Consider the following 23796-nt stretch of genomic DNA (forward strand, 5'->3'; position numbering starts at 1 on the left):
ACCCTCCTGCGCCGGTTTACGGAAGCTCCAAGCAAGGCAATTATCTTGGCTGCGTTGCAGCCCACATCCGCTCTGAAAGACTCATACAACCCCGGACAAAAGCGGACTTTTGCTCCAGGTTGAGGCTTTCTTCCTGCTTCCGTGACATATAGCTAGCAGCAGAGTTCACCTCCACGACCCCACTAGAGGGATCTCCCCAGGCGTCACTTCCCGTCGAGCTGACGGTAGCTGCTCCTTGCTCTTGTTCGAGCACACAGGCTCAAGACAGAGCCAACTTTAGCCTAGGCAAAAGGCCTACCAGAGGAAATGTACCTGCCGACCTAGCTAATCCACGTGAAGGCAGAAGGTGCGTTGGCGAGGTTGCCCATTGTGCCACAAAGCGGCATTTTTGACTATTTTCTCCCAGCCCCCTCCCAGGAAGAGAAGGGAGTCAGCTGACGGGGCAGCAACTGCTACTAGCACTGGATCTAGCAGCAGCTGTAGGGGGTGTTTTACTGCCACCAGCTTGCCAGTGCTGGGCCGGATCCCCAAACCCCCGCAAGCGCGGCTTACTCTTCTTCCTCCTCCTCCGGCTCGTCGACAGGGGTGGAGTCGTCGATGAGTTGGTCGTCCTCCAGGACCACGCGGCGTGGCACCGTCGGCAGCACGGCTGGAGGTTCTTCCTCCTCAGGAGGCTCCGGCTCTGGAGCCATCTCCTGGTAGGTGCTAAAGCCTGTGCCTGCCGGGATCAGGCGGCCAATGATGACGTTCTCCTTCAGACCCCGCAGCCAGTCGGATCTGCCCTCGATGGCTGCCTCGGTGAGCACCCGCGTGGTTTCCTGGAAGCTAGCTGCCGAGATGAAGCTGTCGGTATTCAAGCTGGCCTTGGTGATCCCCAGGAGGACAGGTGTGTACTTGGCCGGCGCCCCGCCACTGACGGCTAGGGAGGCATTCTCTTGCTGGATTTGCCGCAGCTCTACCAGCTCACCCGGCAGCAAGACGGTGTCACCGCTGTCGTCCACCCGCACCTTGGAGGTCATCTGGCGTACCACAATCTCAATGTGCTTGTCCGCAATCTCCACCCCCTGCGAGCGGTAGACGTTCTGGACCTCGTTGACGAGGAAGCGCTGCACCTCCCGTAGGGCTAGCCGCGCCGCTTGGTCATCTCCCAGGGTCTGGCGGTAGTACTCGAAGTAGATCTCCAAAAGATCATGGGGGTTGGCAGGGCCGTCAGTCAGGGGATCCCCTACCCCCACCGACTGGCCGTCCACCACCACCAAGCTCTGCCCTGGCAGCACGGCATAGGAAGTAACCGTGCCATCGGCTTCAATGACCTTGAGATCCGGCTCTTCTCCCTGCCAGCTTAGCTGCACGGTGCCGGGTCGCTTGGCCAAGACACACATTTCCTTGGGTTTGCGAGCCTCCAGCAGCTCCTCCACCCGCGGCAGCCCCTGGATGATGTCGCCGGTCTTGGCCCGCTCGAAGATTAGAATGGCTAGGGCATCCCCCCGCTGAACCAGATCTCCATCCCGCACCTGGAGGATGGCACCTGCCGAAACCAGGTAGGGCCGCGCCCGCCGCAGCACCAGGTGATCCTTTGCAATTTGCATCACTTGTCCCGACTCGGGAGCAGGGATCCCCGGCGCCAGTTCTTCTCCAGCTCGCACTAGCGCTCCCACCTCGACGCTGGCTGGCCCGTTTAAGGGTACCGTCAGCAGATCGTCGTCGGTAATCACCAGCACCCGCCGCACCACCTCGGTGCCCTCGCGGATCCCTTGCACAATCCCAGCTTTTTTGGCCTGGATCTCGGTGCGGGCGATAACCCCCCCTCTGCCGACGGTGTCTCCTTGGTTAACCAACAGCCGGGTGTGGGTACTCCCCTGAGTTAGATCTGCCTCTACATCGCGGCGCAGCAGCAAGGTTTCCAGAATCACCAGTTGCAGGCGGCGGATGCTGGGATCCTTCTCATCCTGGATGAGCTCAATATCGGCCTTGAGCTGCGGCGCGTCAGTATCGATCTCCAGCACCAGTTGCGTGCGCAGCAATTCCACCGGGCCCACCGACTTGACCCGCTCCCCATCCTTGAAGGGAACCCGCTGGACAGCCCGCAGGCGAATGGAGCGACCGGACTCGCTCGTAGACTCCTGGGTGGGCACCACCGGTCGGTCGGGGATTTCATACTCATACACCGGGCGCAGCAGGATGCCGGGTCCTTCGGGAGTTTCCACCTGCTCCAGATAGACCAGTCGGTCAGGGACAATGCTGCTGAGCAGCTTTTGACCCGGCTGGATGAAGGTACCGGTGGGGATTTCCAGGTCAGCGGGATCCTCCGCCAGATGCAGGGATCCAGGCTTGATGACGATCTCCCGGAGGATGTCGTTTTTCTGGATAACCTCGACAACACCGGCATTTTGGCAGAAGATGTCCTTCACTACCTCGGTGCCGGCTTCCACGTACTGGCCATCTTCCACATTGAGGAGGGAGATGTCCTTGTTCACTTCATGAGTCTCCTCCGGGATCCACAGCAGGGTGCCGCCGCGGATGACTTCGTAGCCCTGCTTTGCTCTGCCCCGCCGGGCTACCTCAACGCCAGCAAACTTTGCCAAGCCTCCCGTGGGGCTGCGGAAGTGGTTGTCGATGAGCTCCGCCACCACCTCGTCGTTGCCTACCTTGGTACCTGGTGTAGCCTTGAGAACAAAAGTCTGGCCGCTGGGCGTGTCCAGCAAAAATTGCTCTCGGCCTTGGTGAGATTCCACCCGCACCCGCGCCTCGTGGAGCACCACCGCCGCATTGATGATCTCCACCTCCCGTCCGCCTTTGATGTCGCTGCGCTCTGGCAGGCGCACGATGCCACCGTGCTCGGTGACCAGCGAGGTTTCGGCAATGACATCCCCCGGCTGCACCCGATCCCCGTTCTTTACCACTGGCTCAGCGCCGGGAGGCAGGTTGTACACTTGGCCAGACAGGACCCAGATCAGCCCTTGCCGCTGGGCAGTAGAGGTGGTGTTGCCCTGGCGGTCGGCTTTCTCCTCGATGAGCAGGTCGGTAAAGCGAATTTCCCCTGCCAGATCGGCCACCACTTCCTTCTGGGCTTTCTCGGTGCTCTTGCGCACCGCTTTGGCTACAGCCACTTCCGCAATTAACTGATCCCGCTGCACCAGGGCCCCATCTCGCACCAGCAGGGTGGATCCCTGGGTCAGGTCGAAGACTTCCCGCTGTCCCTCTGGCCCTTCCAGAACGATTTGGTTGTTGACCTCCACCTGGAGGGCATCGTCGCCGTGGCGGGTGCGGAAGGGGCGGGTGCGCAGGTTTTTCGGGAAGCGCACTACCCCGGTAAAGGGGGCGCGGATTTGGCGAGCCACCTCCCCTGTAAACACCCCTCCCGTGTGGAAGGTGCGCATGGTCAACTGCGTGCCCGGCTCTCCAATCGATTGGGCGGCAATGATCCCGACCGCCTCCCCCAGATCCACCAGCCGAGAGTGGGCCAGGCTCCAGCCGTAGCACATGCGGCACACCGAGCGGTTGGCTTCACAGGTAAGGGGAGAACGCACCATTACCTGCTGGATGCCCGCCTCCACAATGGTTTTGGCCAAGTCGTGATCTACCTCTTGGTTGCGGCGGGCCAGGATCTCCTGGGTTTGCGGATGCACTACATCTTGGGCCAGCACCCGCCCTACCAGGCGCTCCTCCAGCGGCACAACGACTTTATCGCCATCCATCAAGGCCTGGAGCGGGATCCCTTGGTCCGTGCCGCAGTCGGCTTCTCGCACAATCACGTCCTGGCAGACATCCACCAGGCGGCGGGTGAGGTAGCCGGAGTCGGCAGTCCGCAGCGCCGTGTCCACCAAGCCCTTGCGCGCGCCGTAGGAGGAGATGATGTATTCGGTCACGGTTAAGCCCTCGCGGAAATTGGCCTTGATGGGCAGGTCGATGATCTCCCCCTGCGGATTGGCCATCAGGCCGCGCATGCCCACCAACTGCCGCACTTGCGAGACGTTCCCCCTTGCCCCCGAGTGGGCCATCATGTAGACGGAGTTGAGGGGATCGTTCTGGCGGAAGTTGTTGAGCATTTCCTCTTTAATTTGCTCATTGACTTGGTTCCAAGTGTCGATGACCTTTTGGTAGCGCTCCACCTCGGTAATCTCGCCGCGGATAAAGCGCTCTGTGGCCGCCTCGATCTCCGCCTCTGCCTGGGCCAAGAGCTGCCGCTTGCTGGGCGGAATGCGCAGGTCTTCAATGCTGATGGAGACGGCAGCTTGGGTGGCGTACCTGAAGCCCAATGTCTTCAGGGCATCCGCCATCTGCGCTGTGCGGGCAGTGCCGTAGCGGGCAAAAGCCCAGGCAATGAGGTTGTGCAGCTCTTTTTTGCCGATTTGATAGTTGCGAAAGGGAATAGGAGGCGGGGGGGCCTCCGCCTTAGAGCTAGAGGCAGGCTGCCACCGCAGGCTGGGGGAAATTTGTCCTTTTTCGCTCATGGTTATGCCAACAGAATGTCCTGCACCGTCTTGTTGAAGATGATCCGGCCTGGCGTAGTGCGAATGTATTGACTGATAACGTTGCCCTCTTGATCCTCGCGGATGCGGCGGTAGTTGGTGATCTTGAGGCGGGTACCGCCTGGCTCCTCGACAATCTGGGGCTCTGACTCTTTTTCTCCTTTGCCCAACTCCATCGGGCCGCTGTAGCGCACCCAGATTTTGCTGTGCAGGCCAATGATGCCGCGGTCGTAGGCAACAAGAGCATCCTCCAGGCTAGCAAAATAGCGATTGTTAACCTCGTCTGCCTCGGGGTTGTCCACCGTCAGGTAGTAGCAGCCCAAAACCATGTCTTGGGTAGGGGTAATGATGGGGGCACCGGTGGCTGGGGAGAGGAGGTTGTGGGTGGCCAACATCAGCAGGCGCGCTTCCGCCTGGGCTTCCAAGGACAAAGGCACATGGACAGCCATCTGGTCGCCGTCAAAGTCAGCGTTAAAGGCGGGGCAGACCAAGGGATGGAGCTGAATTGCCCTCCCCTCCACCAGAACCGGCTCAAAGGCTTGGATCCCGAGGCGGTGCAACGTGGGAGCGCGGTTGAGCAAAACTGGGTGGCCGTCGATGACCTCCTCCAGCACGTCCCAAACCTGCGGGTCATTGCTTTGGATGAGCTTTTTGGCGGCTTTGATGTTGTTGACGATATTTCGCTTGATCAACTTATGGATGACGAAGGGCTGAAATAGCTCAATGGCCATCTCTTTGGGCAAGCCGCACTGGTGCATGCGCAGGTTGGGCCCCACCACAATCACCGAGCGCCCTGAATAGTCCACCCGCTTGCCCAGCAGGTTTTGCCGAAAACGGCCCTGTTTGCCCTCAATGATGTCCGACAGGGACTTGAGGGGACGATTGTTGGCTCCCACCACCATGCGCCCGCGCCGCCCGTTGTCAATGAGGGCATCTACTGCCTCCTGCAGCATGCGCTTTTCGTTGCGCACAATGATCTCCGGCGCCATGATCTCCTGCAGGCGCGCCAGGCGGTTGTTGCGATTAATCACGCGGCGATAGAGGTCGTTGAGGTCACTGGTGGCAAAACGGCCCCCATCCAACTGCACCATCGGGCGCAGATCGGGGGGGATGACCGGCAGCACCCGCAGCACCATCCACTCAGGCCGAGCTCCCGTGGCAATGAAGTTGTTGATGACCCGCAGCCGCTTGATCAGGCGGGCTCGCTTCTGGCCGCGGGCACTGGCGATTTCCTCGCGCAACTTCTCCGCCTCTTTTTCTAGGTCAATGTCTTTGAGCAGGCGTTCGATGGCCTCGGCCCCAATCATGGCCCAGTTTTCCGGCAGCTGCAGGTTGGATCCCTCCTCGTACATCTGATCTTCGATCTCAAGGTATTGATCCTCCGTCAGCAGCTGCTTGTAGGAGAGGTTGGGGGCATTGCCCGGATCCACCACGACGTAGGCGTTAAAGTACACCACCTGCTCCACGTCGCGCAGCGGCATGTCCAGCAGGGTGGCAATGTAGCTAGGGATCCCTTTTAGATACCAAACGTGGGTAACCGGGGCAGCCAGCTTGATGTAGCCCATGCGATAGCGGCGCACCCGCGACTCCGTCACTTCCACCCCACAGCGTTCGCAAACAATGCCGCGGTGCCGCACGCGCTTGTACTTGCCACAGTGGCACTCCCAGTCCTTAACCGGCCCGAAGATGCGCTCACAGAAGAGACCATCCATCTCCGGCTTGAGGGTGCGGTAGTTGATGGTCTCTGGCTTGGTAACCTCTCCCACGACTTGGCCGTTGGGCAGGGTGCGCTGGCACCACTCCATAATCCGCTGGGGAGAAGCCAACCCAATCTTGATGTAGTCAAAGCGCTGCTCTGGTCTGGCCATAGCCATTTCTCCTGACTTGCTGCCTTAGCACCTAGATAGGAAGGAGAGAGGGATCCTCCCCCCTTTCCTCCCTTGGCTGAAACCTGCCTGGCGCCACCTAAAAATCGTCCTCGTCTTCTTCCTCGTCCCGGTTGCGGCTAGCTACGAAGCCTTCCCTGGCTGCTGGGGAGAGATCCTCAGCCGTAATTGACTGGTAAGTGGGCCGAGAAGGGACATGGCGGGTCGAGACATCGGCCATTAGGTCTACCTCCACATGGTGGGGCTGGCCTTTGCTGTCCACCTCCACCTTGTACACGGAGACGTCCAGGCACAGGGACTGCAGCTCCCGCACCAACACCTTGAAAGATTCCGGCGTGCCCGGCCGAGGAATGGGCTTGCCCTTGACGATGGCGTTGAGGGCCTCGTTGCGCCCCACCATGTCGTCCGACTTGACCGTGAGCAGTTCCTGCAAGATGTAGGCCGCCCCAAACGCCTCCAAAGCCCACACCTCCATCTCCCCAAAGCGCTGGCCACCCTGCTGGGCTTTACCCCCCAGCGGTTGCTGGGTTACCAGCGAGTAGGGGCCGGTGGAGCGGGCGTGGATCTTGTCGTCCACCAAGTGCACGAGCTTCAGCATGTAGGCCCGGCCCACCGTAACCGGCTGGTCGAAGGGCTCGCCTGTGCGGCCATCAAACACCTGCACCTTGCCGCAGTATTTGCCCTCAGGGTTGAAGATCCAGTCCTTGCCGGTCTTCTCGCGCGCCTCCCGCAACTTGGCTTCCACGGTCAGTCGGGAAGCCTCCAGGCCGTGCATTTCATCGAAGGGCATTAGCTTAAAGCGCACCCCCAAGTGCTCCGCGGCCCAGCCCAGCAGGCACTCGTACACTTGGCCCACGTTCATGCGGGAGGGCACTCCCAGGGGGTTGAGCACCACGTCCACCGGCGTGCCATCGGGCAGATAGGGCATGTCCTCAACCGGCAAAATGCGGGAGATGATGCCTTTGTTGCCGTGGCGGCCAGCAATCTTATCTCCCACCTGAATTTTGCGCTTGAGGGCAATGTAGACTCGCACCACCATGTTGGCTCCCGGCGGCAGCTCATCCCCCTGCTCGCGGGTAAAGATGCGCACATCCACCACCCGCCCGCGCTCACCGTTGGGCACGCGCAGGGAGTTGTCCCGCACATCGCGAGCTTTCTCCCCGAAAATGGCCCGCAGCAGCCGCTCTTCCGGAGGCTGATCCGACTCCCCTTTGGGCGTAACCTTGCCCACCAGAATGTCGCCGGCTTCCACCCAAGCCCCAATGCGCACAATGCCGTTTTCGTCCAGGTTGCGCAGGGCATCTTCCCCCACGTTGGGGATCTCGCGGGTAATCTCCTCTGGCCCCAGCTTGGTCTGCCGGGCCTCAATTTCGTATTTCTCGATGTGCACGGAGGTGAAGACATCATCGTAGACCAGCCGCTCGCTGATCAAGATGGCGTCTTCGTAGTTGTAGCCCTCCCAGGGCATGTAGGCCACCAGCACGTTCTGGCCTAGGGCCAGCTCGCCGCCCTCGGTTGCTGGACCGTCAGCCAGCACCTGGCCGGCCACTACCCGATCCCCCACGTAGACCAGAGGACGCTGGTTGAGGCAGGTGTCTTGGTTGGAGCGCTGATATTTTTGCAGGCGGTAGACAATGGGATCTCCCCCATCTTCGGGCCGCACCACGATTTCATCGGCGGAAACATAGGTCACCACCCCGTTGGTGCGCGACACCACCACCATGCCGGAGTCCCGCGCCGCCTGGGCTTCCAGGCCTGTGCCCACGTAGGGCCGCTCTGGCTTGAGCAGGGGCACCGCCTGGCGCTGCATGTTGGCTCCCATCAAGGCGCGGTTGGCGTCGTCATGCTCCAGGAAGGGGATCAACGAGGTGGCCACCGAGATCACCTGCACCGGCGACACCTGTACGTAGTGCACCTCACTGGGGTGAGCAGTGGTGAATTCTTGGCGGTAGCGCACGGGCACCACCTCGGCAGTGATGCGGCCTTCGGCGTCCACCGGCACGTCCCCTGGCGCCACGCGGTACTCGTCCTCTTCGTCGGCGGTGAGGTAGACCATCCCCAGGTCTTTGCGCACCACGCCATTCTCGACGCGGTAGTAGGGGCTTTCAATAAAGCCGTATTGGTTGACGCGGGCGTGGGTAGCAAGAGACCCAATCAACCCGGCGTTGGGCCCTTCGGGGGTTTCGATGGGACAGATGCGCCCGTAGTGGCTGGGGTGGATGTCCCGCACGGCAAAGCCAGCCCGCTCCCGCGTCAGGCCCCCAGGGCCCAGAGCCGACAGCCGCCGCTTGTGGGTCAGCTCTGCCAGGGGGTTGGTCTGATCCAAGAACTGGGAGAGCTGGCTGGAGCCGAAGAACTCCTTAATAGCTGCCACTAGGGGCTTGGGGTTAACCAGCGAGGCAGGGGTAAGGTTTTCCGACTCGGAAACCGTCATGCGCTCGCGAATAATCCGCTCCAGGCGGTTGAGGCCCACCCGCACCTGGTTTTGCAGCAGCTCGCCCACCGAGCGCACCCGCCGATTGCCCAGGTGGTCAATGTCATCCACCTGGCCAATGTCGTATTCCAAGTTGATGAGGTAGTCGATAACGGCCAGAATGTCGGTAACGGTAAGCACCCGAACATTTTCGGGCACCGTCAGGTTGAGCTTCTTGTTGAGCTTGTAGCGCCCTACCCGCCCCAGGTCGTAGCGCTTGGGATCAAAAAAGCGCGACTCTAGCAGTTGCTGGCCGCCAGAGACCGTAGGAGGCTCCCCGGGCCGCAGCTTGCGGTAGAGCTCCATCAGCGCCTCTTCTTCGCTGTAGTGCCCCTCCTCTTCCATGGTTCTTTGGAAAAATTCGGGGTGGCGCAGGCTGTCGTAGATCTCCGAGTCACTCAGGCCCAAAGCTTTGAGCAAAACTGCTGCCGAGAGCTTGCGGGTTTTGTCGATGCGCACCCACACCAGCCCCTTTTTGTCCGTCTCAAACTTCAGCCAGGCACCACGGTTGGGAATGAGGCTAGCGCTATAGGTGCGGCGGCCACTTTTGTCCAGCTCCGCCTTGTAGTAAACGCCGGGGCTGCGCACAATCTGGTTGACGATCACCCGCTCCGCGCCGTTGATGATGAAGGTGCCTCGATCCGTCATCAAGGGCAGCTCGCCCATGAAGACGTCCATGTCTTTGATTTCGCCCGTCTCCTTGTTGATTAAGCGCGTCGGCACCCGGATTTGGGCTTGATAGGTGGCATCCCGCCGCTTGGCCTCCTCTGGGTCGTAGCGCGGCTTGTTGATCTTGTACCCCTTGGAGGGATCCCCAGGCCGGTAGTCTGGCAGAAAGTGCAGCTCCAGCTTGCCGGTGTAATCGACGATGGGAGAAAAACTCAGGAGCTCCTCTTCAAACCCTTCCCGTAAAAACCAGAGGAAACTTTCCCGCTGAATCTCTACCAGGTCAGGTAAGGTAAGAACAGGGGAGGGAACAGCTAACGAGCTCATGCGTTGCTTAGCAGGGCTTGCGCTGCAGTCAGGCCTCCAATTATAGAAGCCCCGCCAACGATCGTCAACGAACTTTACAAGGGTTGGCGGCAACTCCTGCCTTTAGCCTGGGAGCTAGCAAGCTCTGCTTCCTCTCCAACCTGCCTTAAGGATTGTTCACATCCATTCACACTCGGGCGGATTATTCTAAGCTTAAGCCATTGACCGCCAGTCGAGTGCTGCTTAGATAGGGATGGCGGGGGAAAAAGAAGCATCGAGCCCCGGAGAAGGGCGTTTAGCTGCCGCAGCGAGCGGTCTGTGTTGCCTTTGCCGGGTCTGCTGCTGAGGCATCCCTCGCTGCCTCCATGAGCCGGTCAATGGCCGGAGCCAAGCAACTTTTTACAAGGAGGGTTTTGTGAGTAAGGGTTTGCCCAGCCAAGAAAATCAAAACGCTGGCCTGTCAACCCAGTTGCGGGAGGGCACCAAGCAGTCCCACACCATGGCCGAGAATATGACCTTTATCAAATGTTTCCTCAAGGGAGTGGTTGATAGGCGTACCTACAGCCGCTACGTGGGCAATTTCTACTTTGTCTACAGTGCGCTGGAAGAGGGGTTTGCGCGGTTGCGAGAGCACCCGATAGTGAGTCAGCTCTACTACCCCGAATTGTGGCGCAAGGCCAGCCTAGAGAAAGATTTGAACTATTTCATCGGTCCCCATTGGCCCTCTGTGGTCAAGCCCTCTCCCGCTTGCCAAGTCTATGTCAACCGCATTCAAGAAGTGGTGGAAAAAGATCCGGTTCTGCTGATTGCCCACGCCTACACCCGCTACATTGGCGACCTGTCGGGCGGCCAGATCCTGAAAAACATTGCCCGCCGGGCCCTGGGCCTGCCACCGGGGGAAGGCACCGCCTTCTACGACTTTGAACAGATCCCGCACGAGGGCAAGTTTAAGCAGCGCTACCGCGCTCAACTGGATGCGCTGGGGCTGGACCAGGCTACTATCGAGCGCATTGTGGCAGAAGCCAACTACGCCTTCAAGCTCAACATGGACTTGTTTAGAGAGCTGGAGGGCAATTGGCTGCTGTCCATGGCACGCCTAGCCTGGAACTCGCTCCTGGGTCAGTTTCAGCGCAAGCCTGCCCCCTCAGAGGCGGCTGCCCCCAGCTCGTGAGCTAGGGCTATTTCCAGAGTTTCGCCCCTCGCTTCCAGAGAGGGGGGCTGGGGGTGAGGGCTAGTCGCACCCCAGGGTGTCGCGGGTGGCCCGGCCGGTAACCGGGTTAACGCCGCTAGCCCGATCGCAGAGGATGGCGAGGGCATCCTTGCGGATTAGAGCATTGGTAAAATCTGCTCCCTCGATCTCGACCCCTTCCACCCGCACCAGCCACATCATGCTGTCTTGCAGTTGGGCTTCCCGCAGATCAGCACCCTGCAAATTGGCCATGTCCAGGGTGGCGCCGCGCAGATCTGCTCCGCGTAGGTTAGCTTTGCTGAGGTTGGCTCCGAAAAAATTGGCTCCTGCCGCCTTCACGTGGCTGAGATTGCTCTGTCGCAGGTTGGCTTTGAGAAATTTCCAGCCGCTCAGGTCTTGTCCGGCAAAGTCTGCCCCCTGCAGCTCCCGCTTGCTGTAGTCTTCCGCCCAGGCCGGGGATCCCAGCAGGAATAACCCCAAGGCCAGCAGAGGGAGAACCGCCAGCACGGCCCGTAAACAGCGGGCCCACCTAGGCCCTCTTTTCTCCGTCGAAGCTGGACCTGTAGCGGACACTGCAGTGGACATGGCGGATCTCTCCCTTCTAGGGCTTTATATCCTATCCTACTGGCTGCGGATCTGGGCTAACTTGGGCTCCTATAGGTCGGCCTCAACTGTCCATGTCCACAACCGAGGTGTTCAATGCCCAGGAGATGGCTAGGCAAATGGCGGCTTTGGCGGCCGCTATTGGCAGGGATCACCCCCACCTGGACAGGCTGGTGTTGATCGGCATCCGCACCCGCGGGGTGCCTTTGGCCTACCGGCTCCGGGATGGCATAGCCGAGCTGTTTGGGATACCGCCCCAGGTAGGGGAGTTGGACATCACCTTCTTCCGCGACGATCTGGGCTCTGGCCGGCTGCGCACTCCCGATCGCAGTGAAATGCCCCGGGATCTCACTGGCCAAGAGGTGGTGCTGGTGGACGACGTTATCTTTCACGGCCGCACTGTTCGGGCGGCTTTGGAGGCCCTGAACCACTTTGGGCGCCCAGAACGGGTGCGCTTGGCCGTGCTGATTGACCGCGGCCATCGGCACTTCCCCATTCAGCCGGATTACTGCGGCCATAGGCTGACCACAACTCCCGAGCAAATGGTCAAGGTGCACCTGCGCGAAACCGACGGCGAGGAGCGGGTGCTGCTGATCGACCCTGATCCTGAGTGAGCTCTCCAGAGTGCGCTAGGGTGGGGATATCGGCTCAAGGTTTTGCGATGTCCCAGTTGCCGGAAAGCCGCCGCTATGCGGTTTTGGGCAGTGGCGCCGTGGGAGGATTCTACGGGGCCAAGCTACAGCAGGCCGGCTTTGAGGTGCATTTCCTGCTCCATAGCGACTACGAGCAGGTGCGCCAAAACGGCTTGTGGGTGGAATCCTGCTGGGGAGACTTTCACCTGCCCCAGGTCAATGCCTACGCCTCCGTGGAGGCAATGCCCCCTTGTGAGGGAGTAATCGTGGCCCTGAAAGCCACCCAAAATCACCTTCTGCCCCGGCTGCTGCCGCCTGTGCTGGCTGAAAAGGGCGTGGTGATCCTGCTGCAAAACGGCTTGGGCGCAGAGCCGGAGATTGCCAACTGCGTCGGCCCTGAGCGCGTCGTGGGGGGCCTCTGTTTCATCAGCTCCAATAAAGTTGGCCCTGGCCATATCCGCCACCTCGACTATGGCTCGGTACTGCTGGCCGAATATGGCCCTGGCTATGCCCCCCAGGGGATCACGCCCCGTCTGCAACAGATCCAGGCCGATTTTCAAAGGTCTGGGATCCCTACCTCCCTCTCGCCGGATCTGATGGAAGCCCGCTGGCAGAAGTTGGTCTGGAACATTCCCTTCAATGGCCTCTCGGTTGTTTTCAATGCCGACACCCAGCAGATGATCCGGGATCCGGAAGCCCGCGCCCTGGCAGAAGCCCTGATGCAAGAGGTGGTGGAGGGAGCTGCGGCCTGTGGTCGCCGGCTTCCCCCTTCCCTAATTCCCGAGATGCTGGCTAACACCGAGAAGATGGTCCCCTACCGCACCAGCATGAAGATCGACTACGAGCGCAAGCGTCCCCTGGAGCTGGAGGCTATTTTTGCCAACCCTCTCCGCTATGCCCAGCAGGGTGGAGTCCAAATGCCGCGGGTGGAGATGCTCTACCGGCAGTTGCAGGTGTTGGATCGTCTCAATCGAGGGATCCCTGCTTTTTCCCCCACTTGCGGCTAGACTCAGCCCCAGGGGAGGGCTGAGCTCTTTATGCCCTGGGGATCCACCCACGATCGCCTCATCCTCTGGACAGCTCCCGGCATTACCTTGGCAGCGGCTTTGCTGGGCAACAGTGCCGCTGTGGCTTTGGCGGTGGGGTCGGCCTATCTCTTCAGCGGCCTGATGTTTTCCGGGGATCTGGACACTGACTCTCGCCAGTATCGCCGCTGGCTGTTCCTGCGCTGGATTTGGCTTCCCTACCGCCGCTGGCTGCGGCACCGCTCCTTCTGGTCCCACGGGCCGCTGGTGGGCACTGCTCTGCGGCTCCTCTACCTGGGCTTGTGGGTGACAGGGGTAGGCCTGACCGCCGCCTGGCTGGGATCCCACCTGGGCTGGTGGCCGTGGCAGCCGGGGATCTGGCGGGACAACCTCTGGCAGTGGCTGCAAGCCCACGCTGAGACCCTGGGGTGGGTGGGCCTAGGGCTGGAGCTGGGATCCGTTAACCACAGCCTCAGCGATTGCCTGGTCTCCCGCTGGCGCCGTTGGCGCAAAAGATGGCAGGGGGAGGCCAAAGGAGAGCCAGTTTCCCTCAGATCCCGCAAAAAAGCTGCTAGGAGGGGATCTCGGCAGCCGTTGAGGAGCTAATCTCCGCTAAGCTGATCGGGGCAGAAGCCTTTTGGATGGCCCTTGGTGCAGCCGCTGCGTAGCTATCGCCGTCTCTTTCCCTTCATTCGGCCCCATCTGTGGATGTTGCTGCTGGGGCTAGTCTGTACCCTTGGCTTTGTCCTCACCATGCCTGCCCTTGCCTACTTGATCGAGTGGGTGGCTCGCTCCATTGGCGCTGGGGATCTCAGGGAACTGCGGACGTTGGCCTTGATTGGGGTGGTGTTCTTCTTAGTGCGTGGCGCCTTCCAGTACGGCCAGGACACCCTCATGGCCAGGGCCTCCCTGCAGATGGTGTTGGAGCTGCGGCAGCGAGTCTACGCCCACTTGCAAGGATTGGACGTGGACTATTTTTCCGGGAGCCGCACGGGTGACCTTGTCTATCGCCTCACCAGCGACCTGGATCGGGTGGGGGAGGTGGTACAGCGGTTTTTCCACCGCTTTATCCCCAGCGTGCTCACCATCCTAGCCGTGGTGGCCTACTTGTTCTACCTCAACGGCATCCTCACCCTAACCACCCTGGTGATTGCTCCCCTGATGGGCGCCCTGATCAGTTGGTTTGGAGAGCGGCTGCTGCAGCGCTCTCGCCGCAACCAGAAGAGCATGGCCGACCTGTCTTCTCTGTTAACGGAAGTCTTTGCCGCCGTCAGCCTCACCCGCGCCTTTGCTGCCGAGGACTACGAGATCCGCCGCTTCAGCGCCCTGGCCGAAAGCAACCGCCTGGCTCGCTTTCAAACCGAACAGGTCAAAGCCATCCAAGACCCGGTGGTGGGCTTTCTCTACGCCATGAGCGTCCTGGGGGTATTCTGGGTAGGGGGCTGGCAGATTAGCGAGGGCAACCTGACCGGCAGCCAGTTCCTCGGCTTCATTGCGGGGGTGGCTCTGCTCATCGATCCCCTTGTCCACATCACCAATAACTACAGCGACCTAAAGCAAGGGGAGGCTTCCGTGGAGCGGATCTTTGAGCTCCTAGATACCCGACCCCGCGTGCGCGAGCTGCCTGGCGCCCGCCCCCTGCCGCCGATTCAGGGCTGGGTGGAGTTCGATCGGGTCTCCTTTGCCTACAAGCCGGGTCAGCCGGTGCTTAAAGACATCAGCTTTCAGGTAGCTCCCGGCGAGATTGTTGCTCTAGTGGGATCCTCCGGGGCCGGCAAGTCGACTTTGGTGAATTTGATCCCTCGCTTCTACGATCCGCAGCAGGGGTGTATTCGCATCGACAGCATCGATATCCGCACCGTCACCCTCAAAAGTTTGCGTCGCCAAATTGGCATCGTCCCCCAGGAGATTACCCTCTTTTCCGGCACCATTGCCAGCAATATCGCCTACGGACAAGAGCACTTTGACTTGGAGGCTGTGAGGGAGGCAGCCCGCATAGCCAACATTGACACCTTCATCGAGAGTCTGCCAGATGGCTACGCTACCCGCATTGGCGAGCGTGGGATCACCCTCTCCGGCGGTCAGCGGCAGCGGCTAGCTATTGCCCGCGCTGTGCTGCTCAACCCCAAGATTCTGATCCTGGACGAGGCGACCTCCGCCTTGGATAACGAGTCGGAAGCCTTGGTGCAGGAGGCCCTGCAGCGGCTCATGCAGCGCTGTACCGTTTTTGTTATTGCCCACCGCCTCTCCACGGTGCGCAGCGCCCATCGCGTTTTTGTCCTCGAAGAGGGGCAACTTCTAGAGCAGGGCAACCCCCGCGAGCTCCTGGTTAAAGGAGGACGCTACGCCCAGCTCCACTGGCGCCAGTTTCAGTAGCCGCTCTGAAAGACCCACGAAACGTTCACAAACACTCCTATTTGAGGTAGGGCAGTGTTTGCTGCGCTTCTGCTTTCTTCCTGCTTCCACGACCCGTAGCTAGTGGCAGGCTCAACACCTACTACCCCGCCAGAGGGATCTCCACAGGCGTGACTTCCCCGCGAGCTGCAGGTAGTTGCTCCTTGCTCTTGATCGAGCACACCGGCTAAAGACGGAGCCAACTTTAGCCTAGGCAAAGTGCCTACCAGAATACTTGCAAGCCTACTAGCTCAGCCGGTCCACGTCAAGGCAAAGGGCTTATTATGCCACAAGGTGGCGCTGGCGCTCTAAGGCCTCTGGCCCGCTACGCGAACGGACGGAGTCCTCATTGTCCAGGGAGTCAAGGACTAGGGGAGAGCCCCCACCGCTGCCGGAAAGGGCAGTAGAACTCTGGGTCTTGGGGTGCACCCCCCGCAACTCCACAGATGGCTGCGGCAAACTCCACTGCCCGCTGCAGCAGTACTGCTTCTGGCCACCTTCGCAGCAGGCCTAGGATGGCCACAGCGCTAAACCCATCCCCTGCCCCTACTGTATCCACCAGCCGTAGCGCTGGCACCGCCTCCGCCCGATACACCCTCTCAGCCGTAAACAAGAACGCCCCTGCCGCCCCCAAAGTTAGGAACAAGCCCTTGAGGCCCAACTGCGCCCGCAAGAGCTGCCCCTGCTCCACCACCTCCCCGCCAGGGATCCCTTCCAGCTGAACCACTTGCTCTAGCTCCGCCTGGTTGAGCTTCAGCCAAGTGCAGGTGCGCAGCATCTCCCGGATGGGGCCTGGGTGCCACCAGGGATCCCGCAAGTTGAGGTCCAAAAACACCGGACAGCCTAAAGCCAGGATGGCCTCCTGGAAATGGCGGTGGGCTGACTCTTGCCGTGCGGCCAGACTACCCCGGTAGAGGAGGCTGGGCTGGAAGGCCCTAAGGACAGCCGGATCCAGCTCGATGAAGTCATAGGCCTGCTCCGGCAGGATGGCAAAGGTTGGGATGCCCTCCCTGTCGAGGGTGACCTGGACTTGACCGGTGGGGTGAGCCGGATCCCGCTGCAGCCCCTCTAGACGTAGCCCCTGCCGCCGCAGCGCCCTCAACACCTGTTCCGCTGCCTCATCCTGGCCAATGCGGCTAATCAGGAGGGGATCCAGCCCCAGTCCCTTGAGGTTCCAGGCCACATTCAAAGCGGCTCCCCCCAGCACCACCCCGTCAGGGAAGCAATCCAGAAGAACCTCTCCCAAGATCAGCGGCGGGCCAAGCGGCGCTTCGAGAAGAGCCATCCTGGTTTCTAGAACGCGGGAACGCCGTGCCGCTCGAGAATTTGCTGATAAGTGTTACTGCGGAACCAGCGCTCAATCTCCCGGGCTCGCAGCACTGGCAACGGATGGGTACGGCCAAGGGTTTGGAGTTGCTTGAGCTCCAGTTGCCAGAGATCGCTATCCAGCTCCTCGTAGGTGCGGGCCTGTTCCAGAAAGGCATCCACGTTGAGCTTGGCGGCCAACTGCGGCGAGCCGCCGCACAGCTTCATCAGCACTGAGATTACGGTTCTGGCGTCCTGGGTAACCAGCAGCGCTGCCCGGTCGCAGGTAAACTCAGCACAGCGCAGCCAGTGCAGCAGTTGATCCTGCAGGGCGCGGTAGAACAGGCCGCCAAAGGGGAGCAAGCTGGTGGAGAGCACGAGAAGGTTGGCCATCGTCAGATAGACGCCGTGGTTGCATTTGAGATGGCCCAGTTCATGGGCAATGACAGCTTGCAGTTCCTTTGGCTCCAGCAAATCCAGCAGGGAGCTGTGCAAGACAATGAAAGGCTTTTTCCCCTGCATGGCAAAAGTGTAGGCGTTGGGCACAGGGTTTTGCCGCACATAGAGCTGGGGCACCTCCAGATCCAAAATGCGGCAGGCTTGAACCAAAAGCTGGTAAACTTCCGGCAACTGCTGCTCGTTGATTTGGATGCTGGAGGCAATGTTATCCAGGTAAAACATCTCACCCGCCGTGGAGCCAAGCAAGTTTTGAATCAGCAGGCCTAGGCCCGGCAGCTGCTGCAGAGAGCGGGTGGCTTGCAGATCCACTGGATGGCGAAACTCGTCGGCCCGCAGGCCCAAGAGGAGGCGAGGCTTGCTGGAAGCAGTTGGCATAGAGGGCGCGGAAGACATACGAGGCTGCAGGAAAACGGTAAGCTTGAGAGGCAAAAAGCAGTAGCGACGCTCCTCCCATTCTGCCTCAACTGGTAGGGGGTAAGGCGGAGCAAGCTATCATGGCTGAGGACAAAGGTGGGAGAAAACCGCGTGGAGGCAAAATCGATCTTGGTGGCGGTTGCCCTGATCCTCTCTTTGGCAAGCTTCTACTTTGGCACCCGCAACGGCTTCTACGACACTGACAAGTATCATGGCAACGGCTCTGCTCACTAGGCGCAAGCACACCGCCCCTCAAGAGGCTGGCAGGGCCGGGGAGGTCTGCGTGCAGCGGTACCTGGAAGAGCAAGGCTGGCAGATCCTGGCCCGGCGGTGGCGCTGCCAGTGGGGGGAGGTGGATCTGGTGGCCTACAAGGCAGGGCTGCTGGTTTTTGTGGAAGTTAAAACCCGCCGCGGCCAGGGCTGGGATCAGGGCGGACTTTTGGCAGTTGGGACCCGGAAACAGCAGCGCTTGATCCAAGCTGCCCAAGCCTTCCTGAGCCAGCATCCCCAGTTAGTGGAAGCAGCCTGCCGCTTCGATGTGGCCCTCGTGGAATATCGGCCTGGTGGTGGCTACGCTTTGGCCGACTATCGGCAGGGAGCCTTTGAGGTGGAGCGGTAGCGCCGCTCATCCAGCCAAGTTTGTAAAATCACGGCCGCCGACTGCTGATCGATTAAACCCTTCTGGGCTTTGGCGGGTATCCCTGCCTGGCGCAGATCCCACTCCGCCTGCACGGTACTTAGGTACTCGTTAACTGTCTCTATGGGTAAATCCACAGCCGCCTGGAGAGCCTGCACAAAGCGCTGCACCTTGCGGGCTTGGGATCCCACCGAGCCATCGGCCAAAAGAGGGATCCCAACCACCACCACAGTGGCCTGGCGGCGGCGAATCCACGCCTGCACTTGGGCGATATCTTCTGCGAGGGAGCGGCGCTGGATCACCCCCAGGCCAGTGGCCAACAGCCCCAGCCCATCGGAGCCGGCGACACCAATGCGGCGATCGCCCACATCCAGCCCCAGCGCCGAAAAGGGCTCCCTTGTGGGAGAATAGTTCAGGCTTGTCGACATGCGGGTCTCCACCTTGGCGACATTGGAACGGCCTCTCCCTGTCTGGAGTCCTCGTTGGGAGTCTTCTCATGAGCAGTGCTACTCTGTCTCTACCTAAGCATGAAGTCAAGGATCTGAGCCTTGCTCCCTTGGGCAAGCAGCGGATTCAGTGGGCGGCGCGGGAGATGCCGGTGCTGGCCCAGATCCGGGAGCGCTTTGCCCAAGAAAAGCCCTTGGCTGGCCTGCGCCTAGTGGCCTGCTGTCATGTCACCACCGAAACTGCCAATCTGGCCTTGACTCTGCAGGCGGGTGGAGCCGAGAGCGTCCTCATTGCCAGCAACCCTCTTTCCACCCAAGACGATGTGGCCGCTAGCCTGGTGGCCGACTACGGCATTTCAGTCTTCGCCATCAAGGGGGAGGATGTGGAAACCTACCGCCGCCATGTCCAGATTGCCCTGGATCACCGCCCCAACCTCATCATCGACGACGGCGGCGATGTAACGGCGGAGCTGGTGCAGCGTCGGCAGGAGCAGCTCTCCGAGCTCATCGGCACCACGGAGGAGACCACCACCGGTTTGGTGCGCCTGCGGGCCATGCTGAAGGCGGGGGTGCTCAGCTTCCCGGTGATGACCGTTAACGACGCTGCAACCAAACACCTGTTTGACAACCGCTACGGCACTGGCCAATCCACCCTAGACGGGGTTCTGCGCTGTACCAACCTTCTCCTGGCCGGGAAGACGGTGGTGGTGGCCGGCTATGGCTGGTGCGGCAGGGGAGTGGCGATGCGAGCCCGAGGCATGGGATCCCAGGTCATCGTGACCGAGGTCAACCCGGTGCGGGCCCTGGAAGCGGTCATGGACGGCTTTCGCGTTCTGCCCATGGCCGAGGCTGCCCCCCTGGGGGATCTGTTCATCACAGTCACGGGCAACAAGCATGTCCTCCGCGGCGAGCACTTCGACGCCATGAAGGATGGGGCAATGGTCTGTAACGCCGGCCACTTCGATATCGAGATTGACCTAGGGGCCCTGCAGGAGCGAGCCGTTTCCCGGCAGACAGTACGCCCCTTCGTGGAAGAGTACCGTCTTCAATCGGGCAAATCGGTATTCGTGCTGGGAGAGGGCCGGCTCATCAACCTAGCTGCTGCCGAAGGCCACCCGGCTAGCGTTATGGACATGAGCTTTGCCAACCAGGCGCTGGCCTGCGAGTACCTGGTGAAAAACCGGGGTCGGCTGGCTCCAGGGCTGCACCCCATCCCTCCTGAGGTGGATGAGGCCATTGCCCGCCTTAAGCTCAAGGCCATGGGGGTCCAGATCGACAGCCTCACCCCGGAGCAGATTGAGTATGGCAACACCTGGACTGTAGGAACCTAAAGGACACGCTGCTGCTAGTGGACTCTTGCCCAGCTTCCCAACTTGAAATGCAGGGGTGCTTCTGATAAGCTCTAGGCGAGGTTCTCCCTGGCTGCAAGTTGGGAGGAGAGGGGGATGGCGGCGCGGGTAGGCATCAATGGTTTTGGCCGCATTGGACGCTTGGTGCTGCGGGCAGCTTGGGGTTGGCCGGAGCTGGAGTTTGCCCACATCAACGAGATCAAGGGCGGGCCTGCTGCCGCAGCTCACTTGCTTAAGTTCGACTCGGTGCAGGGCCGCTGGAACCTCGACATCGAGGGATCCGACCAGAAGTTGCGCATCCAGGACAAAATCCTGACCTTTAGCGAGTGCAAATCTCCTGGCGAAGTGCCCTGGGCTGAGTTGGGGATCGACCTGGTGCTGGAGTGCTCAGGGAAGTTTGTGAAAGCCGCAGAGCTAGAGGCCTACTTCAAGGCTGGGGTGCGCAAGGTCATTGTGGCTGCTCCCGTCCAGGACAAAGAGGCCCTCAACATTGTCATGGGCGTCAACGACCACCTCTACGACCCGTCCCGCCACCACCTGCTCACCGCCGCCTCCTGCACCACCAACTGCTTGGCCCCCTTGGTGAAAGTCATCCACGAGGGGATCGGCATCCTGCACGGGGTGATCACCACCGTCCACGCTGTTACCAACACTCAAACGCTGGTGGATGCTCCCCACAAGGATCTGCGGCGAGCCCGCTCGGCTTTGCTCTCCTTGGTGCCTACCACCACCGGTTCTGCCACAGCCATTGGCCTTATCTACCCCGAGTTAAATGGCAAGCTCAACGGCATTGCGGTGCGCGTGCCCCTGCTGAATGCCTCTTTGACCGACGCCGTGTTTGAGGTGAGGCGGCCTACCACCGTGGAAGAGGTTAATCGTCTTTTAAAAACGGCAGCCGAGGGCGAACTCAAGGGCATCCTAGGCTATGAGGAGTTGCCCTTGGTTTCCGTGGATTTCAAGGGAGATCCCCGCTCCAGCATTGTGGATGCCCTCTCAACCCTGGTGGTGGACGGCACCCAGGTAAAGGTTCTGGCCTGGTACGACAACGAATGGGGCTACGCCAACCGCATGGCGGAATTGGCCCGCAAGGTGGCCCTTAGTCTGTAAGTCCTTTGGAGACCTGCCCATGACTGCTGCCTCAAGCGCCCAGGCTGCTGCTGTGCGCAACTACGCCCTGGTAACCGCTGCCTACTGGGGTTTTACCATCACCGACGGCGCCATCCGCATGTTGGTGCTGCTCCACTTCCACAAGTTGGGCTTCACCCCGATTCAGATTGCCATGCTGTTCCTCTTCTACGAGATCTTCGGGGTGATCACCAACTTCCTGGGCGGCTGGATTGGATCCCTCTTTGGCCTGCGGCTGACCCTCTACGGCGGCATTGCCATTCAGATCTTTGGCCTGGTGATGCTGGGGGTGATCAACCTGCAGTGGCCGGTCTGGGGCCAGGTGGCCTATGTGATGACGGCCCAAGCCCTAGCCGGGATCGCCAAAGATCTCACCAAGATGAGCTCCAAGAGCGCCATCCGCCTGGTGGTGCCCAGGGAGGCTGAATCCCGCCTCTTCCGCTGGGTGGCCATGCTGACGGGATCCAAAAACGCCCTCAAGGGGGTGGGGTTCTTTGTGGGAGCGGCCCTGCTGCAGATCTTCACCGAGATCTACGGCGATCCCATGGGCTTCCGCATGGCCAACTTCGTGCAGGCGGGGGCGCTGGCGTTGATCTTCTGTTCGGGGGCGCTGCTGCCAGCAGACATGGGCAAGGTTAAGGCGAAGATCCCCTTCAAACGCCTGTTTTCCAAAAGCCGCGAGATCAACCTTCTCTCAGCAGCCCGCTTTTTCCTGTTCGGGTCGCGGGATGTGTGGTTTGTGGTGGCCCTGCCCGTGTTTCTCTACGACAGCCTGGGCTGGACCTTCATACAGGTGGGCAGCTACATGGCCATCTGGGTCATCGGCTATGGGATCATCCAGTTTCTGGCGCCGCAGCTGTTGGGAGGGGGTCGCCCGGGCCGCGCGCCCAAGGCCCGCACTATCCAAATCTGGACGTTTACCTTGACCGCAGTGCCGGCCATCATTGCCACCGCCTTCATGGCCGACCTCCCGCCGGAGTGGGTGGTCACTGGCGGCCTCATCCTCTTTGGGATTGTTTTTGCCTTTAACTCGGCGGTGCACTCTTATCTAGTGCTGGCCTACACCGAAGACGACGAGGTGGCCCTCAATGTGGGCTTCTACTACATGGCCAATTCTGGCGGGCGGCTGCTGGGAACGGTAACTTCGGGGCTTGTCTTCCAGTTCTACGGTTTGGAGGGCTGCCTCTGGTTTTCCACCCTGTTGATTTTGATGGCGGGGCTGTTTTCGCTGAAATTGCCGGATCCCACCAAAACCCCTGTGGAGTGGGTGGTCAAGCCCGGCGACTGAGTGTCACTCCAGCAGGACCAGGTTATCCCGATGGACAGCGGTATCGACTCCCTCGTAGCCCAAGATGTAGGGGATTTCAGCAGTTTTCTTGCCTTTGATCCGCCGCAGTTCCTCGGCGCTGTAGTTGACTAGGCCCCGCCCCACCTCTCGCCCGCTGGGATCGCACAGGCGCACGGCAGCCCCCGCCTCAAAGTCGCCAGAAACGTCGGTAATCCCCGCTGGCAGCAGCGAGCGCCCCTGCTCACAGATTGCCCGCACGGCTCCCTCATCCAAGGTCAGGGATCCCTCGGGGATAAGGCCGTAGGCAATCCACCGCTTGCGGGCGCTAACCGGCTGAGGAGCGGGCTCAAAGCGGGTGCCAATGGGCTCGCCGGCTAAGATGGCTGGGATCTGGTCGGGCCGTTTGCCGTTGGTGATCACGACCGTCACGCCGGCAGCGGTGGCGATTTGAGCCGCAGCGAGCTTGGTTGCCATGCCGCCGGTGCCCCAGCCACTGTTGCCGTGGGCTTCCGCCTTCACCCGCAAAGGCATGCCGTGCTCCACCCGCTCGATGGGCTCGGCGGAGGGATCGCGGTGGGGATCAGCGGAGTAGAGCCTGTCCACATCGGTGAGGAGGATCAGCCACTTGGCCTGCACCATGCTCGCCACCAGGGCAGAGAGGGAGTCGTTGTCGCCAAACTTCAGCTCCTCCACCGCCACCGTGTCGTTTTCGTTGACGATGGGGATAACCCCCATCTGCAGCAGTTGGGTGAAGGTGCGATTGGCATTGACGTAGCGGCTGCGCTCCACGAAGTCGCCTCGGGTGAGCAGCACCTGGGCAATGGGTTGGTTGAGAGCAGAGAAGAGATCGTCGTACAGGCGAATCAGCCGTCCCTGACCCACCGCCGCCACCGCCTGCTTTTCCGCAATTGCCGTCGGCCGTTGGCGCAAGCCCAGGCGGGCACAGCCTATCCCCACCGCCCCGGAGGAGACCAGGATTACCGCATAGCCCTGGTTGCGCAGCCGCGTCAGCACCTCCACCAGGGGCCCCAACACGGAAAGGCGCAGGGAGCCCGTCTGCGGATCCGTCAAGCTGGAGGTGCCGATTTTGACGACAATGGTTCCCTCTGTAGCTGCCATATCGCTAA

The 23796-nt window shown here is 60.9% G+C and carries 18 protein-coding genes; 10 read left to right on the forward strand and 8 right to left on the reverse strand.

The annotated features are described in order from the left end of the window. Positions 1–548: 548 nt before the first annotated feature. From NW814_RS03020 to rpoB, 3 genes are all read right to left on the reverse strand, one after another. Positions 549–4373, reverse strand: a complete 3825-nt coding sequence (locus NW814_RS03020; protein WP_414405219.1) for a DNA-directed RNA polymerase subunit beta' — start codon at positions 4371–4373, stop codon at positions 549–551. Between the two features lie 83 nt (positions 4374–4456). Continuing rightward, positions 4457–6340 carry a DNA-directed RNA polymerase subunit gamma gene (locus NW814_RS03025; RefSeq protein ID WP_414405158.1) on the reverse strand — a complete coding sequence of 628 codons (1884 nt, stop codon included), beginning with the start codon at positions 6338–6340 and terminating at the stop codon, positions 4457–4459. Positions 6341–6437: 97 nt separating this feature from the next. Next, positions 6438–9824, reverse strand: coding sequence for a DNA-directed RNA polymerase subunit beta (gene rpoB, locus NW814_RS03030; RefSeq protein ID WP_414405159.1), 3387 nt, complete (start codon positions 9822–9824; stop codon positions 6438–6440). A gap of 436 nt (positions 9825–10260) precedes the next feature. Here rpoB and NW814_RS03035 point away from each other — a divergent pair, with 436 nt between their 5' ends. After that, positions 10261–10974 (forward strand): heme oxygenase (biliverdin-producing), encoded by a 714-nt coding sequence (locus NW814_RS03035; RefSeq protein WP_414405220.1) that lies wholly within the window; start codon positions 10261–10263, stop codon positions 10972–10974. A gap of 60 nt (positions 10975–11034) precedes the next feature. Here NW814_RS03035 and NW814_RS03040 read toward each other — a convergent pair whose 3' ends face one another. Continuing rightward, positions 11035–11577 (reverse strand): pentapeptide repeat-containing protein, encoded by a 543-nt coding sequence (locus NW814_RS03040; RefSeq protein WP_414405160.1) that lies wholly within the window; start codon positions 11575–11577, stop codon positions 11035–11037. 92 nt (positions 11578–11669) lie between these two features. Between NW814_RS03040 and pyrR the strand changes: the two genes are divergently transcribed. Genes pyrR through NW814_RS03060 form a run of 4 tightly spaced genes read left to right on the forward strand, consistent with a single transcriptional unit; the run spans position 11670 to position 15628 of the window. After that, positions 11670–12209, forward strand: a complete 540-nt coding sequence (gene pyrR, locus NW814_RS03045; protein ID WP_414405161.1) for a bifunctional pyr operon transcriptional regulator/uracil phosphoribosyltransferase PyrR — start codon at positions 11670–11672, stop codon at positions 12207–12209. A gap of 47 nt (positions 12210–12256) precedes the next feature. Then, the gene (locus NW814_RS03050) at positions 12257–13234 is read left to right on the forward strand and encodes a putative 2-dehydropantoate 2-reductase (RefSeq protein ID WP_414405162.1); all 978 of its coding nucleotides are present in this window, start codon (positions 12257–12259) and stop codon (positions 13232–13234) included. Between the two features lie 30 nt (positions 13235–13264). Further along, on the forward strand, positions 13265–13858 hold the full coding sequence (locus NW814_RS03055) for a metal-binding protein (protein ID WP_414405163.1): 594 nt from the start codon (positions 13265–13267) through the stop codon (positions 13856–13858). 45 nt (positions 13859–13903) lie between these two features. Then, a complete protein-coding gene (locus tag NW814_RS03060) occupies positions 13904–15628 on the forward strand; it encodes an ABC transporter ATP-binding protein (RefSeq protein ID WP_414405164.1) in 1725 nt (574 codons plus the stop codon). A gap of 379 nt (positions 15629–16007) precedes the next feature. Here the strand turns inward: NW814_RS03060 and NW814_RS03065 are convergent, their stop codons facing one another. Then, positions 16008–16931, reverse strand: a complete 924-nt coding sequence (locus NW814_RS03065; RefSeq protein ID WP_414405165.1) for a PfkB family carbohydrate kinase — start codon at positions 16929–16931, stop codon at positions 16008–16010. 8 nt (positions 16932–16939) lie between these two features. Further along, positions 16940–17803, reverse strand: a complete 864-nt coding sequence (locus NW814_RS03070; protein WP_414405166.1) for a M48 family metallopeptidase — start codon at positions 17801–17803, stop codon at positions 16940–16942. A 132-nt stretch (positions 17804–17935) separates the two neighbouring features. On the opposite strand from NW814_RS03070, the gene NW814_RS03075 reads away from it, so the two are divergent. Together NW814_RS03075 and NW814_RS03080 are read left to right on the forward strand one after the other, a co-directional pair. Beyond that, positions 17936–18058, forward strand: a complete 123-nt coding sequence (locus NW814_RS03075; RefSeq protein ID WP_414396121.1) for a hypothetical protein — start codon at positions 17936–17938, stop codon at positions 18056–18058. Continuing rightward, on the forward strand, positions 18036–18443 hold the full coding sequence (locus NW814_RS03080; protein WP_414405167.1) for a YraN family protein: 408 nt from the start codon (positions 18036–18038) through the stop codon (positions 18441–18443). The genes NW814_RS03075 and NW814_RS03080 overlap by 23 nt, the downstream gene beginning before the upstream one ends. Here the strand turns inward: NW814_RS03080 and ruvX are convergent. Then, a complete protein-coding gene (gene ruvX, locus NW814_RS03085; protein WP_414405168.1) occupies positions 18410–18889 on the reverse strand; it encodes a Holliday junction resolvase RuvX in 480 nt (159 codons plus the stop codon). The genes NW814_RS03080 and ruvX overlap by 34 nt on opposite strands. Before the next feature lie 68 nt (positions 18890–18957). On the opposite strand from ruvX, the gene ahcY reads away from it, so the two are divergent. The 3 genes from ahcY (at position 18958) to arsJ (ending at position 22669) form a co-directional block, all read left to right on the forward strand. Then, positions 18958–20238, forward strand: coding sequence for an adenosylhomocysteinase (gene ahcY, locus NW814_RS03090; protein WP_414395976.1), 1281 nt, complete (start codon positions 18958–18960; stop codon positions 20236–20238). A gap of 114 nt (positions 20239–20352) precedes the next feature. Next, positions 20353–21363 carry an ArsJ-associated glyceraldehyde-3-phosphate dehydrogenase gene (locus NW814_RS03095; protein ID WP_414395978.1) on the forward strand — a complete coding sequence of 337 codons (1011 nt, stop codon included), beginning with the start codon at positions 20353–20355 and terminating at the stop codon, positions 21361–21363. A 19-nt stretch (positions 21364–21382) separates the two neighbouring features. Then, entirely contained in the window at positions 21383–22669 is a 1287-nt protein-coding gene (arsJ, locus tag NW814_RS03100) for an organoarsenical effux MFS transporter ArsJ (RefSeq protein ID WP_414405169.1), read from the forward strand. A gap of 3 nt (positions 22670–22672) precedes the next feature. Here arsJ and proB read toward each other — a convergent pair whose 3' ends face one another. Then, on the reverse strand, positions 22673–23788 hold the full coding sequence (gene proB / locus NW814_RS03105; protein ID WP_414395981.1) for a glutamate 5-kinase: 1116 nt from the start codon (positions 23786–23788) through the stop codon (positions 22673–22675). Positions 23789–23796 lie beyond the last annotated feature (8 nt).

Origin of the sequence: Synechococcus sp. R65.1 (assembly GCF_047461755.1) — a bacterium.
Classification (GTDB): domain Bacteria; phylum Cyanobacteriota; class Cyanobacteriia; order Thermostichales; family Thermostichaceae; genus Thermostichus.

What these genes read in the sequence shown, in the direction of transcription:
- pyrR (WP_414405161.1), top strand. Translation starts at nt 11,670, where the DNA reads ATGTCCACAACCGAGGTGTTCAATGCCCAGGAGATGGCTAGGCAAATG.
- ruvX (WP_414405168.1), bottom strand. Translation starts at nt 18,889, where the DNA reads ATGTCGACAAGCCTGAACTATTCTCCCACAAGGGAGCCCTTTTCGGCG.
- NW814_RS03025 (WP_414405158.1), bottom strand. Translation starts at nt 6,340, where the DNA reads ATGGCCAGACCAGAGCAGCGCTTTGACTACATCAAGATTGGGTTGGCT.
- NW814_RS03040 (WP_414405160.1), bottom strand. Translation starts at nt 11,577, where the DNA reads ATGTCCACTGCAGTGTCCGCTACAGGTCCAGCTTCGACGGAGAAAAGA.
- ahcY (WP_414395976.1), top strand. Translation starts at nt 18,958, where the DNA reads ATGAGCAGTGCTACTCTGTCTCTACCTAAGCATGAAGTCAAGGATCTG.
- rpoB (WP_414405159.1), bottom strand. Translation starts at nt 9,824, where the DNA reads ATGAGCTCGTTAGCTGTTCCCTCCCCTGTTCTTACCTTACCTGACCTG.
- arsJ (WP_414405169.1), top strand. Translation starts at nt 21,383, where the DNA reads ATGACTGCTGCCTCAAGCGCCCAGGCTGCTGCTGTGCGCAACTACGCC.
- NW814_RS03080 (WP_414405167.1), top strand. Translation starts at nt 18,036, where the DNA reads ATGGCAACGGCTCTGCTCACTAGGCGCAAGCACACCGCCCCTCAAGAG.
- proB (WP_414395981.1), bottom strand. Translation starts at nt 23,788, where the DNA reads ATGGCAGCTACAGAGGGAACCATTGTCGTCAAAATCGGCACCTCCAGC.
- NW814_RS03050 (WP_414405162.1), top strand. Translation starts at nt 12,257, where the DNA reads ATGTCCCAGTTGCCGGAAAGCCGCCGCTATGCGGTTTTGGGCAGTGGC.
- NW814_RS03055 (WP_414405163.1), top strand. Translation starts at nt 13,265, where the DNA reads ATGCCCTGGGGATCCACCCACGATCGCCTCATCCTCTGGACAGCTCCC.
- NW814_RS03065 (WP_414405165.1), bottom strand. Translation starts at nt 16,931, where the DNA reads ATGGCTCTTCTCGAAGCGCCGCTTGGCCCGCCGCTGATCTTGGGAGAG.
- NW814_RS03070 (WP_414405166.1), bottom strand. Translation starts at nt 17,803, where the DNA reads ATGTCTTCCGCGCCCTCTATGCCAACTGCTTCCAGCAAGCCTCGCCTC.
- NW814_RS03095 (WP_414395978.1), top strand. Translation starts at nt 20,353, where the DNA reads ATGGCGGCGCGGGTAGGCATCAATGGTTTTGGCCGCATTGGACGCTTG.